The sequence below is a fragment of the Klebsiella sp. G-Nf4 genome (assembly GCF_002810615.1).
Classification (GTDB): Bacteria; Pseudomonadota; Gammaproteobacteria; order Enterobacterales; family Enterobacteriaceae; genus Klebsiella; species Klebsiella variicola.
Window position 1 is genome coordinate 154563 of sequence record NZ_PION01000013.1, and the last position, 16600, is coordinate 171162.

Sequence of the window (16600 nt, forward strand, 5' to 3'; positions counted from 1 at the left end):
TACTTCATGGCACACTACAACTTAACGCCGCGCGTAAAAGTGCTGGCAGACCGTTTACTCGCCCAGAAAAGCACTCTGTGCACCGAACATGCCACCACACTGAACGCTCTTGATGGCGACATCGCGGGCGTTCCCGCCGCCGTTAAACCGGCGCGCCGCTTCTATGAACTGATGCGCCAGCTGCCGCTGACCATCAGCGCCGACGAGCTGATCGTCGGCAACCAGACCCGTAAACCGCACGGGGCGATTTTCCATGACGAAAACGCGACCCGTCGTCCATCGGTTTTCCAGTTCCTCAACCTCAATAGCGAGCTGGACTCGCCGGATTACAAACTGGTGGTCGAAAAAGGCGTGCTGGCGATTAAGCACCAGTTAGAAGAGAAAACCCGCGCCCTCGGTAGCGCGGTCAGCCGCAGCGGTATGGATGAAGTCAACGGCTGTCGCGCCGCCATCTACGCCTGCGACGCCCTGCTGGCGCTGGCGCAAAATCTGGCCAACAGCGCCGAACAGCTGGCGGCCGCGGAAACCAATGCTTATCGCAAAGCCGAGCTGCTCGATAGCGCGGCCATTCTGCACCACGTTCCGGCCCATCCGGCGCGTAATTTCAAAGAAGCCTGCCAGGCATTCTATCTGTTCCAGCTGGCGCTACAGCTGGACAACGGCAGCTATGCGGTTAACCCGCAAGGGGCGGATATCGCGCTGCTGCCTTATTATCAGCGCGATATCAACAGCGGCGCGCTGAATACCCAGCAGGCGTATGAGATCGTGGAGTGCCTGTGGTTCAAGCTGGCGGAGCTGAGCGAAGTCCGCGCCGCCTGCGCCATTGACGGCTATCCGATGCTCGACGCCATGCTGCGCGGCGCCGCTTTTGATAACGCCGAAGTGAACGAACTCTCGGCGATGTTTATCAGCGCCCAGCGCAACCTCAGCGCGCTGAATCTGCCGGTGCGTCTGTTTAGCGGCGTACAGCCGGTTAACCACGCGCCGTTCGCCGCCTGCGCCGACACGCCGGCGATGGAAGGCTTAACCCCGCGTATGCAGCGCCTGCGTAATCACTACCTGACGGTACGCCCGAGCGTCTCTATCTATCGCGCGCTGGCCTTTACCGAAGTGGTCAAAGCCAACCCTGGCATGCCGACCATTCTGCTGCGGGCAAAAGCCTTCCGCCACGCCTGCGAAACCGCGCCGATTCTGATTCAGGACGATGAGCTGATCGTCGGCCATCCGTGCGGCAAGCCGCGCGCGGGCGCCTTCTCGCCGGATATCGCCTGGCGCTGGGTGCGCGACGAGCTCGACACCATGAGTACCCGTCCGCAGGATCCGTTTGAGATCAGCGAAGCGGATAAAAAAACCATTCGCGAAGAGATCGTCCCGTTCTGGGAAGGCCGTTCGCTGGATGAGATTTGCGAAGCGCAATACCGTGAGGCCGGCGTCTGGGCCTTCAGCGGCGAGACTTTCGTCAGCGATCTCTCCTATCACCAGATTAACGGCGGCGGCGATACCTGTCCGGGCTACGACGTGCTGCTGTTCACCAAAGGGATGAATGGGATTAAAGCCGATGCCGAAGCGCATCTGGCCAACCTGAGCATGGAAAACCCGGAAGATATCGATCGCATCTACTACTACAAAGCGGCAATCGAAACCTGTGAAGGGGTGGTCAACTATGCCCGCTGTATCGCCGACCGCGCCCGCGAACTGGCGGCTAAAGAGCAAAACGCCCAGCGTCGCGCCGAGCTGCTGACCATCGCCGAAGTGAACGAAAACGTGCCGGCCAATCCGCCGAAGACCCTGCAGGAAGCGCTGCAGAGCATCTGGACCGTCGAATCACTGTTTGAAATCGAAGAGAACCAGACCGGGCTGTCGCTGGGCCGCGTCGACCAGTACTGCTACCCGATGTTCGAAGCCGATATCCGCGAAGGCCGCCTGACCCACGAGACCGCGCTGGAGCTGCTGCAGGCATTCATCATCAAATGTGCCGAACTGATGTGGATGTCGAGCGAGCTGGGAGCGAAATATTTCGCCGGTTATCAGCCGTTTATCAACCTCACCGTTGGCGGCCAGAAACGCAGCGGCGGCGACGCCTGTAACGATCTGACCTACCTGATTATGGACGCGGTGCGCTTCGTGAAGGTGTACCAGCCGTCGCTGGCCTGCCGTATCCACAACCAGTCGCCGCAGAAGTACATGGAAAAAATCGTCGACGTGGTGAAAGCGGGAATGGGCTTCCCGGCCTGCCACTTCGATGATTCCCACATCAAGATGATGCTGCGCAAGGGCTTCGATTTTGAAGACGCCCGCGACTACTGCCTGATGGGCTGCGTTGAGCCGCAGAAATCCGGGCGCATCTACCAGTGGACCTCTACCGGCTACACCCAGTGGCCTATCGCGATTGAATTCGTGCTTAATCGCGGACGGATGGTGCTGTTCGACAGCTATCAGGGGCTGGATACCGGCGACCTGCGCGACCTGCGCACCTTCGAAGCATTCGACGCGGCGGTAAAACAGCAGATTGCCCATATCGTGCGCCTGTCGGCCATCGGTACCGTCATCAGCCAGCGCGTTCACCGCGACGTGGCGCCGAAGCCGCTGATGTCGCTGCTGGTCGAAGGCTGTATGGAAAGCGGTAAAGACGTCGCCGCCGGCGGGGCGATGGTCAACCACGGGCCGGGGCTGATTTTCTCCGGTCTGGCGACCTACGTCGATTCGATGGCGGCGATCCGCAAGCTGGTGTTTGAAGAGAAGAAATACACCCTTGATCAAATCCGCGATGCGCTGCTGGCCAACTTTGAAGGTTACGAAGCACTGCGCCGCGACTGCCTGAACGCGCCGAAATACGGTAACGACGATAACTACGCCGACCAGTACGCGCTGGATATTACCGAATGGACCGAGAAAGAGTGCCGTAAGTACAAGATGCTCTACTCGACCCTCAGCCACGGCACCCTGTCTATCTCCAACAACACGCCAATCGGCGAGCTGACCAACGCCACGCCGAACGGCCGCCTGGCGTGGATGCCGCTCTCCGACGGCATCAGCCCAACCCAGGGCGCGGATAAACAAGGCCCGACCGCGATTATCAAGTCGGTCAGCAAGATGAATGTGGAAACCATGAACATCGGCATGGTGCACAACTTCAAGTTCCTCAAAGGGCTGCTCGATACCCCGGAAGGTCGCCACGGCTTGATTACCTTGCTGCGTACCGCCTCGATTCTCGGCAACGGCCAGATGCAGTTCAGCTACGTCGATAACGAAGTGCTGAAGAAAGCGCAGCAGGAGCCGGAGAAATACCGCGACCTGATCGTTCGCGTCGCCGGCTACAGCGCCTACTTCGTCGAGCTGTGCAAAGAGGTCCAGGACGAGATCATCAGCCGTACGGTGATTGAGAAGTTCTAGTTCTCTTAAAGAGAATTGAATGAGCTGTATTTGAGAAATAACCGGAAGTTCTCCGTCCCGTAACGGGACGGAGCGGGAGGCAAGCGTGATCGCAAAACAAGAATTAACGGGCCGAATTTTCAATATCCAGAAATATTCGATCTATGACGGCGATGGCATTCGCACGCTGGTGTTTTTTAAGGGCTGCAACATTCGCTGCCCGTGGTGCGCCAACCCGGAAGGGCTGAGCAGCCAGTTCCAGGTGATGTTCTCGCACGACAAATGCATTAACTGCGGCGACTGCGTCAGCGTCTGTCCGGCGGGTATTCATTATCGGGCGGAAGAAAACGGTGAAATGAAGCACTTCGTCGACCGCAATAAAGACTGCATCGGCTGTCGCAAATGCGAAGAGATTTGCACCCAGAACGCGCTGGACATTATGGGCAAGGACGTCACCGTCAGCGAGCTGATGGAGATCATCATGCAGGACTACGACTTCTACATCTCCTCCGGCGGCGGCGTCACCATCGGCGGCGGCGAGATGAGCCTGCAGACCGATTTTGCCGTCGCCTTATTCAGCGAATGCAAAAAGATGATGATTAACACCGCCGTCGAAACCCAGGGCACTACCCCGCTTGCCAACTACCAAAAGCTGGCGCCGGTCACCGACACCTTCTTGTTCGACATTAAGCAGATCAACAGCGATCACCACAGGGCGATGCTCGGCATCGGCAACGAAGGGATCCGCCGCAATCTCGAATGGCTGGTGGATTCCGGCGCCAACGTCATTGTGCGTATGCCGCTCATTCGCGGCTACAACGACTCATTCGACGCCATTACCGGTGCCATTGATTACGTACAGAAGCTGGCGAAGCGCGGGAATATCCGCCGCATCGACATGCTGCCGTACCACCAGCTGGGACGCAAAAAGTACGAACGCCTGGATATGCCCTACCCGATTACCCAGGACCCGTCTTATTCACCGGACGAACTGGACCGGCTGGAAACCTTCTTCCGGCAATTTGATTTTGATATTCGCTTAGTCCGCCATTAACAGGAGCCGACCATGAAAAGTTTAGGCGTAATTGAAACGCGAGGATGGGTCGCCGCCATTCAGGCCGTCGACGCCGCCTGTAAAGCCGCGGGAGTCACCTGCATTGGCTATCGCAAACCAGGCTCCGGGCTGGTGAGCGTCTGCTTTGAAGGGGAGATCAGCGCCATCCACACCGCCATTGAACGCGGCGTGGCGGTGGCAGGCGCCGAGCACACCGTGAAGTCATTGGTGATTGCCCGCCCTGAGCGCTGCGTGGTTGAAGCGTTAAGCAACCTCAAAGGCAACCCACCGCGCGCGAAGCAGCCCACCGCCCCAGCAGCTGTCGCTGTCGCCGCCGCGCCAGAAGCGATCGTTCCCTCCGCGCCGCAGGCCGCCCCGCAGGCAACGGAAGATAAAAACCCAACGCTGAAGAAAGGGAAGAAGTGATGATAGACACCCTGCTTCGCGAAAAAATCACCACCCGCCTGAGCGCAACGGCGCCGGCGATCCCGGTGGGGATCTCCAACCGCCACGTCCATCTCGCGCAACAGGACGTCGAGGCGCTATTCGGCAAAGGCTACAGCCTGACGCCGTTCAAACCGCTGCGCCAGCCGGGGCAGTTCGCCGCCCAGGAGTGCGTGACCGTTGTCGGGCCGAAAGGCTCGCTGACCAACGTCCGCGTCCTCGGGCCGACCCGCCCGGTATCGCAACTGGAAGTATCGCGCGCCGACTGTTTCACGCTGGGTATTAAGGCGCCGGTTCGTGAGTCCGGCCAGTTGGAGAATACCGGCAGCGCGCTGCTGATTGGGCCCGCTGGCCACGTTGAACTCCATTCGCAGGTGATCTGCGCCTGGCGGCATATTCATATGTCGCCGCAGGACGCGCGCCAGCTCAACGTCAGCAACGGCCAGAAGGTCAGCGTGCGCAGCAACGGCGAACGCCAGCTGACCTTCGATGAAGTGGTGGTGCGCGTGCGCGATGACTTCGCACTTGAGTTCCATATCGATACCGAAGAAGCCAATGCCGCCGGGTTGAAAAACGGCGCGCAGGTGACGCTCATCGGCTAACGGAGGCTCGCTATGACCGACGAACAGATGGAAGGTATAGTCGCGCGAATTTTACAGCGCCTGCGGCCGCCGGTACTGGTGATGGTGACCGCCGCTGACGGCTACCGCGCGGCAATCCGCCAACGCCTGGCGGGCTGCGGCTACCCGCTGCGTATCGCCCTTGAAGAGGGCCTCGCCGATGCCGATGCGTGGCAAGCGACGGGCGAAATTCTCGCTCCGTCAGCGTGGCAGGATGCCCTGCCGTCAGCGCCGTGGCGGGCGGTGTTGCTACCGTTTCTCGATTATACGCTGGCCTCGGATCTGCTGAACGGCACGCTGCGCAGTCCGCTCGCCCGCTGCGCGCACGAGGCGCTGCTGACGGGTATTCCAGTGCTGGCGCTGCGCTACCACTGCGATCCGCTCAGCGAACTCAACCAGTTGCGCGGGGCGCAGGCCGACAGCGCCTATACCGGACAACTGCAGGCCACGCTGACTCGTCTGGAAGTCTGCGGCGTCTTCCTCGGCACCATGAATGAGCTGCTGGCGAAGCTGGACGCACCCACCGCGCCTGCCACCGCCAACAGCGAACCGCGCCGTTATCTCACCGTCACAGACGTGGTGAATAATCCAGCGTTGGCAGCGACTCCGCACGCGCAGCTGACCGATGCGGCCATTGATTACTTAAAAAACAAAAAGATATGACCTTACCCAACGATAAACCTGGAGCTTAACGATGTCTTCGAAAACAAAATGCTGGTTATGGATGTTGCTGGTTATCCTCTCCGAAACCTCGGCAACCTCGACGTTAAAAATGTTCGGTAGCAGCGAAGGCAGCACCAAAATGCTGCTGCTCGGGCTGCTGATTGCGCTCTACTGCACCTGTTATTACTCGTTGTCGCGGGCGGTGAAAGATATTCCGGTCGGTCTGGCATACGCCACCTGGTCCGGCACCGGCATCCTGGTGGTCTCGACGCTGGGAATGGCGTTTTACGGCCAGCACCCGGATACCGCCGCCATCATCGGCATGGCAGTGATCGCCAGCGGCATCGTTATCATGAACCTGTTCTCGAAAATGGGTTCGGAAGAGAGCGAAGAGGCCACCCCCGTCACGCCAGTCGCCTCCATGGATAAGAAAATCGCCAACTAACAGGAAAGGAACACCCTATGTTTAATCTCGGATTTTTATGGCTGGCGCTGTCTATCGGCTCCGAAATCACCGGCACCTCGATGATCAAAAAAACCAACGGCTTCAGCAAACTGGCCCCTTCAGTGCTGGTGGTCTGCGCCTACGGCCTGTGCTACTTCGCCCTCACCCGCGCGATGAGCACTATTCCGGTGGGCGTGGCCTACTCGCTGTGGTGCGGCTTCGGTATCGTCGGTGTGACGATCTGCTCCATGATCCTCTATAAGCAGAAACCGGACCTGGCGGCCATCATCGCCATGGCGCTGATTATCTCCGGCGGCGTGATCATGAACGTCTTCTCGACCATGTAATACGAGGCGGGTTTACCCCGCCGTGATTTCGTGGCAGGATAAAAAGATGAACAGAAACGTTATCGTTACTTACCCCCGTCATTGGTGGCTGCCTGCATAACAGGCGGCACGATACACGTTTCCATTTTCAAAGCCGCCGGAAGGCGGCTTTGTTATTTCCAGGACGTCTTTCGGCTGAACAGTCTGATAAGGAGTCCCTGATGAACCATCCACAAACCATCCTCACCGGCGACCGCCCGACCGGCCAACTACATCTTGGCCACTACGTCGGCTCGCTGCGCCAGCGCGTCGCGCTGCAGCACGACCACCAGCAATTTATCCTGATCGCCGACCTGCAAGGGCTCACCGATAACGGCAGCAACCCACAAAAAATCAGCCACCATATCCTCGAAGTCATGGCCGATTATCTGGCCGTCGGCATCGACCCCAGGCTCACCACTATTTGCCTGCAGTCCGCTCTGCCGGCGCTGGCGGAGCTCAGCGCGCTGTATATGAATATCGTCACCGTCGCCCGCGTAGAGCGTAACCCAACGGTCAAAAATGAAATTGCCCAGAAGGGATTCGCCCGCTCGCTGCCGGTGGGCTTTCTCGCCTATCCGATTAGCCAGGCCGCCGATATCACCGCCTTCAAAGCCGAGCTGGTGCCGGTGGGCGACGATCAGCTACCGATGATTGAGCAGACCAACGAGATCGTCCACAAAATGAATAGCCTGACCGGCGAACCGGTGCTGCGCCACTGCAAAGCGTTACTCAGCGAAGTGGGCCGCCTGCCGGGCGTCGACGGTAACGCCAAAATGTCGAAATCGCTGGGCAATACGCTGACGTTATCGGCCAGTGAAGAGGAGATCCACCGCGCGGTCAGCGCGATGTATACCGATCCGACGCATCTGAGAGTCAGCGATCCGGGGCACGTCGACGGCAACGTGGTGTTCACCTATCTCGACGCTTTCCATAGCGATAAGGCGCTGGTTGCTGAGATGAAAGCCCACTATCAGCGTGGTGGGCTGGGCGATCGCCAGTGTAAGAATGAACTGGAAACCTGCCTGCAGGCGCTACTGGCGCCAATCCGCGAACGCCGGGCCACTTACAGTCAGGATAAAGGAATGCTGCTGGAATTGTTGCGTCAAGGCAGCGAACGCGCCCACCATCTCACGCAGCAGACGCTATATGAAGTGAAGCGCGGGCTGGGGCTGCCGGTGCTGTTCTGAGTTTCAGATCCCTTCCCCGGTCGCGCGACGCTTACCGGGGCTACGGTTTCATCCCCCACCTTTGTGCATCTTCACGCAGTTGCGCCCATCGCGCTTGGCGGCATACAGCGCGTTATCGGCGTCGCGCAGCAGCAGGTTGTAATCGGGGTGCCCCGTGTGGACGGCAAAGCCAATGCTGGCGGTAATCAGGATCTGCGTGTCGCCGCCAACGTTAAACGCCAGTTGGCCAATCTTTTTACGCAGACGTTCAAGGAGAGGGGAAGCCTCTGCCGCACGGGTCTCCACCAGCACCAGCAGAAACTCCTCACCGCCGTAGCGGAAGAGATAGTCGCTGGAGCGAATATTATCGCTGAGCAGATCGGCTACGTGCTTAATGGCGCGGTCGCCGACCATATGGCCCCATTTGTCATTGATCTCTTTAAAGAAATCAATATCGATAATTGCCACCGTCAGCGGCAGGTCATACTCAATCGCCAGGGTGACTTCATGCTTGAGCACCACCGGCAGATAGCGACGGTTAAGCAGGCTGGTTAGCGCGTCTTTGCCGTTTTGCATCTGCGACAGACTACTGAACAATACCCCCAGTTGGCTGCTGATGTGCTGACAATGGATATGGATCCTTTGCAGCAGGCTCTGAGTATTTTTATAACCAGCATCCTGTTCCGCGGTCCGCCATTCGGTAATCAACGCATCCACCTGACCGATTAATTCAGTAATCTCCCCCATCTGCGGATTGTGGTTAAAATAGCGAACGCATTTATGGCGAAACCACAAACCAAATTCGGATTCAGATAATAACGTTGCGTTAAGGTCCGTCCTGTTCTCGCTGACGATATTAAAAATCGCACTATTTTCCCAACCCGAAAGCGATGCCTGCTGCTTGCCATACTCCATCGGGACGTTATCCATCAGGCTGTACAGACGAAAGGCTTCTTCATTTTTGGTAGCCCGATAATGCGACAGCGTATAGGCGTGACACATCATCTCCACTGCCATATTTATCGCCATGATCGCGTAATGGATAGCCGCTATCCCGGTATCCCGCTCCACCTGGCTGTCACGAATCGCCTCCACCAGCCCGGCTTTTATCTGCCGCGCGCCGCGCAGCACCGCCTCTGCCGGGATGCCAATCCGCGAATGAATGTTGCCGATCTGATACTGGCGCTCCGCGAGGGCCTGAAGCTCCTCTTTTTCACAGGTAAGGATCTGCTGCACCCATCCCGCCAGAGAGCGGCTCAGACGTTCCTCAACCAGCTCATAAGAGAGGTGCCTGGCGATATCCGGATCCTGAAAAATAAAATCGTAAAAGCGGGTCGCTAACATCGACGATCGCTCATCAGCCATTTTTTTAAGCAATGCACGGACGTCCGGCGTCAGGCTGTCATACAGCGGTAGCCATTCCTTAAAAATCACGGCGATATATTTTTGGCTTTCTTCATTCATGAAATTAAAGCACTCGTCGGATGTTTCTTAATGCCAGGAGCGGAATCATATCGTAGTTACCGGGGGGCAACCAGATAACAAAACGGACCAGCCTGTTTTCGCTGTTTTATCCTGACATTGGGGATTTCTGTTAACGCACCGACAAGACCACGTACTTCGTATGGACAACATCGCCACGAATGTTACTATCGCGATGACGATAGCTCTCACTATGCGTGTTTCATTAAGGCCTGGATCGCTGATGATGACCACATAAGTAGCACAGCGATCGGCGGCGCATCGACGCGGCGCCGCGCTGCGTCAGCGGCCTTTACCCCCACCTTTTCGTCCCTCGCAAGGAGGACGCTCCGCTCGGCGGAGGAAACACGCGCACCACTCAGCAAAGGGAATCAAGCGAGTCGCGTATGGACAAATTAAAGAAACGTTGGGCAGGGTATCTTGTCGGCTTACTGGTGGTGCTCGCCGCCGCCGCATGGTGGCTGCTGCGCCCGCCAGGCCTCCCGGACGGTTTTGCCAGCAGCAACGGCCGAATCGAAGCCACCGAAGTCGATATTGCCAGTAAAATCGCCGGGCGTATCGACACGATTTTGGTCAAAGAGGGCCAGTTTGTGCGTCAGGGAGAAGTCCTCGCGAGGATGGATACCCGCGTACTGAATGAGCAGCGTCTTGAAGCCGCCGCACAAATCAAGGAGGCGGAAAGCTCGGTGCTCGCCGCCAGAGCCTTGCTCGATCAGCGGCAGAGTGAAATGCGCGCCAGCGAAGCAGTCGTGAAGCAGCGCCAGGCGGAGCTGGACTCCTCGGCGAAACGCCATGTCCGCTCGAATGCCCTGTCGCAGCGAGGCGCCGTCTCCGCCCAGCAGCTGGATGACGACCGCGCGGCAGCAGAGAGCGCCCGCGCGGCGCTGGAATCGGCAAAAGCCCAGGTCTCTGCCGCCCGCGCCGCCATCGAAGCTGCCCGCACCAGCATTATTCAGGCGCAAACCCGCGTCGAAGCCGCCCAGGCGACCGAACGGCGGATCCTTGCCGATATTGACGATAGCGAGCTGAAAGCACCGCGTGATGGCCGCATTCAGTATCGCGTCGCTGAGCCAGGCGAAGTACTGGCCGCCGGTGGCCGGGTGCTGAACATGGTCGATCTCGCCGATGTCTACATGACCTTCTTTCTGCCAACCGAACAGGCTGGCCTGCTGGCGCTCGGCAGCGAAGCGCGCTTGATCCTTGATGCCGCGCCGGATCTGGTGATCCCGGCCAACATCAGCTTTGTCGCCAGCGTCGCCCAGTTCACGCCGAAAACGGTAGAAACCAGCGACGAGCGCCTTAAGCTGATGTTCCGCGTCAAAGCACGCATCCCGCCGGAGCTGCTGGCGCAGCATCTGGAATATGTCAAAACCGGCCTGCCCGGCATGGCTTACGTGCGGGTGGATAAACAACAACCCTGGCCTGAGGCGCTAACGGTGAGGTTGCCGCAATGAAACTGACGCCGCAGGATACCTCGCCCCCCGTCGCCCTGCTGGAAAACGTTGGCCAGCAGTATGGCGCCACCATCGCGCTGCGGGATATCAGCCTGGCGATCCCGGCACGGCGTATGGTTGGTCTGATTGGCCCGGACGGCGTCGGCAAATCGAGCCTGCTCTCGCTGATCGCCGGGGCGCGGGCCATTGAACAGGGTAACGTGATGGTGCTTGGCGGCGATATGCGTGATGTGCATCACCGCCGCGACGTGTGCCCGAAAATCGCGTGGATGCCACAGGGGCTGGGGAAAAACCTCTATCACACCCTCTCGGTGTATGAAAACGTCGACTTCTTCGCCCGCCTGTTCGGCCACGATAAAGCCGAGCGCGAACTGCGCATCAACGAGCTGCTGCAGAGCACCGGGCTGGCGCCGTTTCGCGATCGCCCCGCCGGTAAACTCTCCGGTGGGATGAAGCAAAAGCTCGGCCTGTGCTGCGCGCTGATCCACGACCCGCAGTTGCTGATCCTTGATGAACCGACCACCGGCGTCGACCCGCTTTCCCGAGCGCAGTTCTGGGAGCTTATCGACAGTATTCGCCAGCGCCAGCCGGAGATGAGCGTGCTGGTGGCGACCGCCTACATGGAAGAGGCCGAGCGCTTTGACTGGCTGGTGGCGATGAATGCCGGCGAGGTGCTGGCGACCGGCAGCGCCGCGGAGCTCAAAGCCCAGACCGGCAGCCAGACCCTGGAGCAAGCGTTTATCGCCCTGCTACCAGAAGCACAACGTCAGGCGCATAAGACGGTAGTTATCCCGCCGCGCGACAGCCGCGAGGAAGAGATCGCCATCGAAGCGCGCGGCCTGACCATGCGCTTCGGCAACTTTGTTGCCGTCGACCACGTTAACTTTCGCATCGCCCGCGGCGAAATCTTTGGCTTCCTTGGATCTAACGGCTGCGGCAAATCCACCACCATGAAGATGCTCACCGGCCTGCTGCCCGCCAGCGAAGGTGAAGCCTGGCTGTTCGGCCAGCCGGTCGACCCGAAGGATATCGCCACCCGCCAGCGGGTCGGTTACATGTCACAGGCCTTCTCGCTTTACAGCGAACTGAGCGTTCGGCAAAACCTCGAGCTGCACGCCCGCCTGTTTCATATCCCGGACGACGAAATAGCCAACCGGGTCGCTGAGATGAGCGAGCGCTTTATGCTGACCGAGGTTGAAGACGCGCTTCCCGCCGATCTGCCGCTGGGGATCCGTCAACGCCTGTCGTTAGCAGTGGCGGTCATCCACCGCCCGGAGATGCTGATCCTCGATGAGCCGACCTCCGGCGTCGACCCGGTGGCGCGCGATATGTTCTGGCAGCTGATGGTAGACCTGGCGCGCCAGGATCGTGTGACTATATTTATCTCCACCCACTTTATGAATGAAGCGGAACGCTGCGATCGCATCTCCCTGATGCATGCTGGCAAGGTGCTGGCCAGCGATACGCCACAGGCGCTGGTCGAGCAGCGCGGAGCCGCCAGCCTCGAAGAGGCGTTTATCGCCTGGCTTAAAGAGGCCCAACCGTCCTCTCCAGTACCAGATGAACCCACGTCTGCTGTCGCATCGCATTCGGAACACACGGCCCCACGGCAAGCCTTCAGTCTACGCCGCCTGTTTAGCTACAGCCGCCGCGAGGCGCTGGAGCTGCGCCGCGATCCGGTGCGATCGACGCTGGCGCTGCTGGGGACGGTGATCCTGATGTTTATTATGGGTTATGGGATCAGCATGGACGTTGAGGATCTGCGCTTTGCCGTCCTCGACCGCGATCAAACCATCAGCAGCCAGGGCTGGTCGCAGAATATCGCCGGCTCACGCTACTTTATCGAACAGGCGCCGCTGCACAGTTATGACGAACTGGACCGCCGGATGCGCGACGGCGAACTGGCGGTGGCAATAGAGATCCCGCCGAACTTTGGTCGCGATATCGCCCGCGGCACACCGGTGCAAATCGGCGTCTGGGTGGACGGCGCGATGCCCAACCGCGCGGAAACCGTGCGCGGCTACGTGCAGGCGATGCATCTCGCCTGGCTGCAGGAGATGGCTGGCCGGCAGAGCAGCCCACAGCGCGATACCTCACTCATCTCCATCGAGACCCGCTATCGCTATAATCCGGACGTGAAGAGCCTGCCGGCCATCGTCCCGGCGGTGATCCCGCTGCTGTTGATGATGATCCCGGCGATGCTCAGCGCCCTGAGCGTAGTCCGAGAGAAAGAACTCGGATCGATTATCAACTTGTACGTGACGCCAACTACCCGCAGCGAATTCCTGCTCGGCAAGCAGCTGCCTTACATCGTACTGGGGATGTTTAACTTCTTCCTGCTGTGCGCGCTGTCGGTCTTTGTCTTTGGCGTCGCGCATAAGGGCAGCTTCCTGACGCTGACCCTGGCGGCGCTGCTGTATGTCACCATCGCTACCGGTCTGGGGCTGCTGATCTCAACCTTTATGAAGAGCCAAATCGCCGCCATTTTCGGTACCGCGATCATTACGCTGATCCCGGCAACCCAGTTTTCCGGAATGATCGATCCGGTGGCGTCGCTGGAAGGGCCCGGGCGCTGGATTGGGCAAATTTATCCGACTAGCCACTTCCTGACTATCGCTCGCGGCACCTTCTCCAAGGCGCTGAATCTCAGTGATTTGTGGGGCTCCTTCATTCCGCTATTGCTTGCGGTGCCGCTGGTGCTCGGGCTGAGCGTGCTGCTGCTGAAGAAACAGGAGGGATGATGCGCGGATTACGCAATATTTATAATCTTGGCGTCAAAGAGCTGCGCAGCCTGCTCGGCGATAAAGCAATGCTGGCGCTGATCGTGTTTGCTTTTACCGTGTCGGTGTACTCCTCGGCCACGGTGATGCCCGGTTCGCTACACCTGGCGCCGATCGCGGTTGCTGATATGGATAAATCCCAGCTCTCTTCACGCATTATTAACGCTTTCTACCGTCCCTGGTTTCTCGAGCCGGAGCTGATCACCGCTGATGAGATGGACGCCGGGCTGGATGCCGGGCGCTACACTTTCGCCATCAACATCCCGCCTAACTTCCAGCGCGATGTGCTGGCCGGTCGGCAGCCGGAAGTCCAGGTCAACGTTGACGCCACGCGAATGAGTCAGGCCTTTACCGGTAACGGCTATATCCAGAATATTATCAGTGGCGAAGTCAACAGCTTTGTCGCCCGTTATCGGGATAACAGCGTGCTGCCGGTAGAGTTGGCAGTAAGGATGCGTTTTAACCCTAACCTTGAGCAGGAGCGCTTTGGCGCGGTGATGGCAATCATCAACAACATCACCATGCTGGCGATCGTCCTCACCGGTTCGGCGCTGATCCGCGAGCGGGAACATGGCACCATAGAGCACTTGTTGGTGATGCCAGTAACGCCGTTTGAAATCATGATGGCCAAGATCTGGTCGATGGGCCTGGTGGTGCTGGTGGTCTCCGGGTTGTCGCTGATACTGATGGTGCAGGGGATTTTGCAGGTGCCCATTGAGGGGTCGATCCCACTGTTTATGCTGGGGGTGGCGCTCAGCCTGTTCGCCACGACCTCAATCGGTATTTTTATGGGCACCCTCGCCCGCTCGATGCCGCAGCTGGGGCTGCTGATGATTCTGGTGCTGCTGCCGCTACAGATGCTTTCCGGCGGATCCACACCGCGGGAAAGTATGCCGCAGCTGGTACAGGATATTATGTTGACCATGCCGACCACCCACTTCGTCAGTCTGGCGCAGGCGATACTGTACCGTGGCGCCAGCTTTGCCATCGTCTGGCCGCAGTTCTTAACCTTGCTGGCTATCGGCGGGGTGTTCTTTACTATCGCGTTGCTGCGTTTTCGTAAGACTATTGGCGAGATGGCGTAAGGGCTTAAGAAGGGCCGTCGACTGACGGCGGCCCAGGGATTTATTTATGGCGGTTCATAAAGCGACGTAAACCCCAGGTGAAGGCCATCGCCATACTAAACAGGATAAACAATAAGACAATCCAGCTGATGGAGATGCGCAGCAACGTACCGGGGGTCATAAACGGCTGCAGATAGACGGTGAAGGACTCCGCGGGTGATTTCCCCAACAGCTCGTACACGTTATCGGTGAGCCACACCCCGACCCGGCAGAACAGCCAGATAATCGCTGGCCAGCAGAGCAGCACCAGAAAGGTAAAGCGCTCCTGAATGTAAGTGAAGAGCTGGCGCAGTGGCGACCAGTTAAGCAGGATTTTCATTTCTATTCTCATATTGCCAGCCGATAACCTGCATATGTCTCGCAAGGTATTTCGGGCAGCATCCATACAGGCAATCATCCCTCTTTGTATAACAAATTTTCCGCCATATAAACCAGATCAAGTTAACAAAGTGTTAATGATGTAGCTCATTAAGACAAAAACAGGGAAGAAGCATGCCGTTCGCCACAATACATCCGGGAGCGAAGTATTCAGTCACGGAAATATTTTTTATGAATCGTAAACGCGTTATTTTGCGGGAGGAAGAGGCAGCGCCATTATTTCGCCGACGTACAATATAATGGCGCTGAAATAGAGAAATGATATTAATCGTAGCTGCTGATAATTATTTTCCGACTTGCATCATCCGGTAAATTCACCGTCCGGGTGACCACGCCACGAGCATTCGTCACGCTATTTTGCGAAGCAATAAGATAGGTATTCTTTCCACAACGCTGCTGAGGTTGTTTATTGACGATATCGGTACTGCAGGTTTCTGAAACCACCCGCCCGGAGAGCGTTAATGTGGCGGTATCAGCAGCAAACAGAGGTAAGCTTAGTCCATAAGCGAAAGTCAGGATCCCAATTAGCGGTTTTTTCATTGAATTTATAACCAGTTAACAGGATGAGAAATAAGCGAGTTGCTTTCTATTTTTCTCCCTCAGGAGAGATGATGCGTTGATTCATCATGCAGGGAAGATAATCCATATTATTAATAAGGACAATTCCAGGATAACCTATTAATGTGATAGATATTACTGATGTTAACGAACCAGGCGGTCGGGCCGGATGTTTCCCCGGAGGCGGTGCTGCGCACCTTGTCCGGGCTACCTGTCAGCCCCGGTTTGTAGCCCCGGTAAGCGCAGCGCCACCGGGGAGATATACTCACACAGCAAAAAAACCCCGCACCTTTCGGCCCGGGGTTCTTTTTTAACGCAAAACAAAAAGCTCAGTCTTTCGACTGAGCTTTCTGCTTTATTTGATGCCTGGCAGTTCCCTACTCTCACATGGGGAGACCCCACACTACCATCGGCGCTACGGCGTTTCACTTCTGAGTTCGGCATGGGGTCAGGTGGGACCACCGCGCTAGTGCCGCCAGGCAAATTCTGTTTTATCAACACGTCACCCGGACGCATCGATTAATCTGTATCAGAGCTGAAAATTCTCTCAAATCCGCCAAAACATCTTCGGCGTTGTAAGGTTAAGCCTCACGGTTCATTAGTACCGGTTAGCTCAACGCATCGCTGCGCTTACACACCCGGCCTATCAACGTCGTCGTCTTCAACGTTCCTTCAGGAGACTTAAAGTCTCA

Annotated in this window: 14 protein-coding genes and 2 rRNA genes; 11 read left to right on the forward strand and 5 right to left on the reverse strand. The window is 57.9% G+C overall.

The window, feature by feature from the left end; all coding sequences use genetic code 11:
- The first annotated feature begins 6 nt into the window (after window positions 1–6).
- The 8 genes from cutC to trpS all read left to right on the forward strand — a co-directional run bounded on the left by cutC (window position 7) and on the right by trpS (window position 8153).
- The gene (gene cutC, locus CWM57_RS23185; RefSeq protein WP_100676441.1) at window positions 7–3393 is read left to right on the forward strand and encodes a choline trimethylamine-lyase; all 3387 of its coding nucleotides are present in this window, start codon (window positions 7–9) and stop codon (window positions 3391–3393) included.
- Window positions 3394–3478: 85 nt separating this feature from the next.
- Window positions 3479–4426, forward strand: coding sequence for a choline TMA-lyase-activating enzyme (gene cutD, locus CWM57_RS23190; protein ID WP_032731573.1), 948 nt, complete (start codon window positions 3479–3481; stop codon window positions 4424–4426).
- A gap of 12 nt (window positions 4427–4438) precedes the next feature.
- Window positions 4439–4852, forward strand: coding sequence for a BMC domain-containing protein (locus CWM57_RS23195; protein WP_074387182.1), 414 nt, complete (start codon window positions 4439–4441; stop codon window positions 4850–4852).
- Window positions 4852–5472 (forward strand): phosphate propanoyltransferase, encoded by a 621-nt coding sequence (locus CWM57_RS23200; protein ID WP_100676442.1) that lies wholly within the window; start codon window positions 4852–4854, stop codon window positions 5470–5472. The genes CWM57_RS23195 and CWM57_RS23200 overlap by 1 nt, the downstream gene beginning before the upstream one ends.
- 12 nt (window positions 5473–5484) lie before the next feature.
- A complete protein-coding gene (locus CWM57_RS23205) occupies window positions 5485–6153 on the forward strand; it encodes a hypothetical protein (protein ID WP_100676443.1) in 669 nt (222 codons plus the stop codon).
- A 31-nt stretch (window positions 6154–6184) separates the two neighbouring features.
- Window positions 6185–6598: a DMT family transporter gene (locus CWM57_RS23210; RefSeq protein ID WP_100632243.1), complete on the forward strand. Its 414-nt coding sequence runs from the start codon at window positions 6185–6187 to the stop codon at window positions 6596–6598.
- 17 nt (window positions 6599–6615) lie between these two features.
- Window positions 6616–6945: a DMT family transporter gene (locus CWM57_RS23215; protein WP_004204123.1), complete on the forward strand. Its 330-nt coding sequence runs from the start codon at window positions 6616–6618 to the stop codon at window positions 6943–6945.
- Between the two features lie 200 nt (window positions 6946–7145).
- Window positions 7146–8153 carry a tryptophan--tRNA ligase gene (gene trpS / locus CWM57_RS23220; RefSeq protein WP_100676444.1) on the forward strand — a complete coding sequence of 336 codons (1008 nt, stop codon included), beginning with the start codon at window positions 7146–7148 and terminating at the stop codon, window positions 8151–8153.
- A gap of 48 nt (window positions 8154–8201) precedes the next feature.
- Here the strand turns inward: trpS and CWM57_RS23225 are convergent, their stop codons facing one another.
- Window positions 8202–9596, reverse strand: a complete 1395-nt coding sequence (locus CWM57_RS23225) for a diguanylate cyclase (protein WP_074387187.1) — start codon at window positions 9594–9596, stop codon at window positions 8202–8204.
- 404 nt (window positions 9597–10000) lie between these two features.
- Here CWM57_RS23225 and CWM57_RS23230 point away from each other — a divergent pair, with 404 nt between their 5' ends.
- The 3 genes from CWM57_RS23230 to CWM57_RS23240 are packed head-to-tail and all read left to right on the forward strand — an operon-like array spanning window position 10001 to window position 14933.
- Window positions 10001–11068, forward strand: a complete 1068-nt coding sequence (locus CWM57_RS23230) for an HlyD family secretion protein (protein ID WP_074387188.1) — start codon at window positions 10001–10003, stop codon at window positions 11066–11068.
- A complete protein-coding gene (gene rbbA, locus CWM57_RS23235; protein WP_100676445.1) occupies window positions 11065–13809 on the forward strand; it encodes a ribosome-associated ATPase/putative transporter RbbA in 2745 nt (914 codons plus the stop codon). Before CWM57_RS23230 ends, rbbA begins: the two co-directional genes overlap by 4 nt.
- The gene (locus tag CWM57_RS23240) at window positions 13809–14933 is read left to right on the forward strand and encodes an ABC transporter permease (RefSeq protein ID WP_012969040.1); all 1125 of its coding nucleotides are present in this window, start codon (window positions 13809–13811) and stop codon (window positions 14931–14933) included. The genes rbbA and CWM57_RS23240 overlap by 1 nt, the downstream gene beginning before the upstream one ends.
- Before the next feature lie 40 nt (window positions 14934–14973).
- Here CWM57_RS23240 and CWM57_RS23245 read toward each other — a convergent pair whose 3' ends face one another.
- The 4 genes from CWM57_RS23245 to CWM57_RS23265 all read right to left on the reverse strand — a co-directional run.
- The gene (locus CWM57_RS23245) at window positions 14974–15291 is read right to left on the reverse strand and encodes a hypothetical protein (protein ID WP_074387190.1); all 318 of its coding nucleotides are present in this window, start codon (window positions 15289–15291) and stop codon (window positions 14974–14976) included.
- 323 nt (window positions 15292–15614) lie between these two features.
- Window positions 15615–15890 (reverse strand): DUF2574 family protein, encoded by a 276-nt coding sequence (locus CWM57_RS23250; protein ID WP_061155913.1) that lies wholly within the window; start codon window positions 15888–15890, stop codon window positions 15615–15617.
- Window positions 15891–16272: 382 nt separating this feature from the next.
- Window positions 16273–16388: ribosomal RNA gene (rrf, locus tag CWM57_RS23260) — 5S ribosomal RNA — on the reverse strand.
- 97 nt (window positions 16389–16485) lie between these two features.
- Window positions 16486–16600: ribosomal RNA gene (locus CWM57_RS23265) — 23S ribosomal RNA — on the reverse strand; the annotation flags it as partial.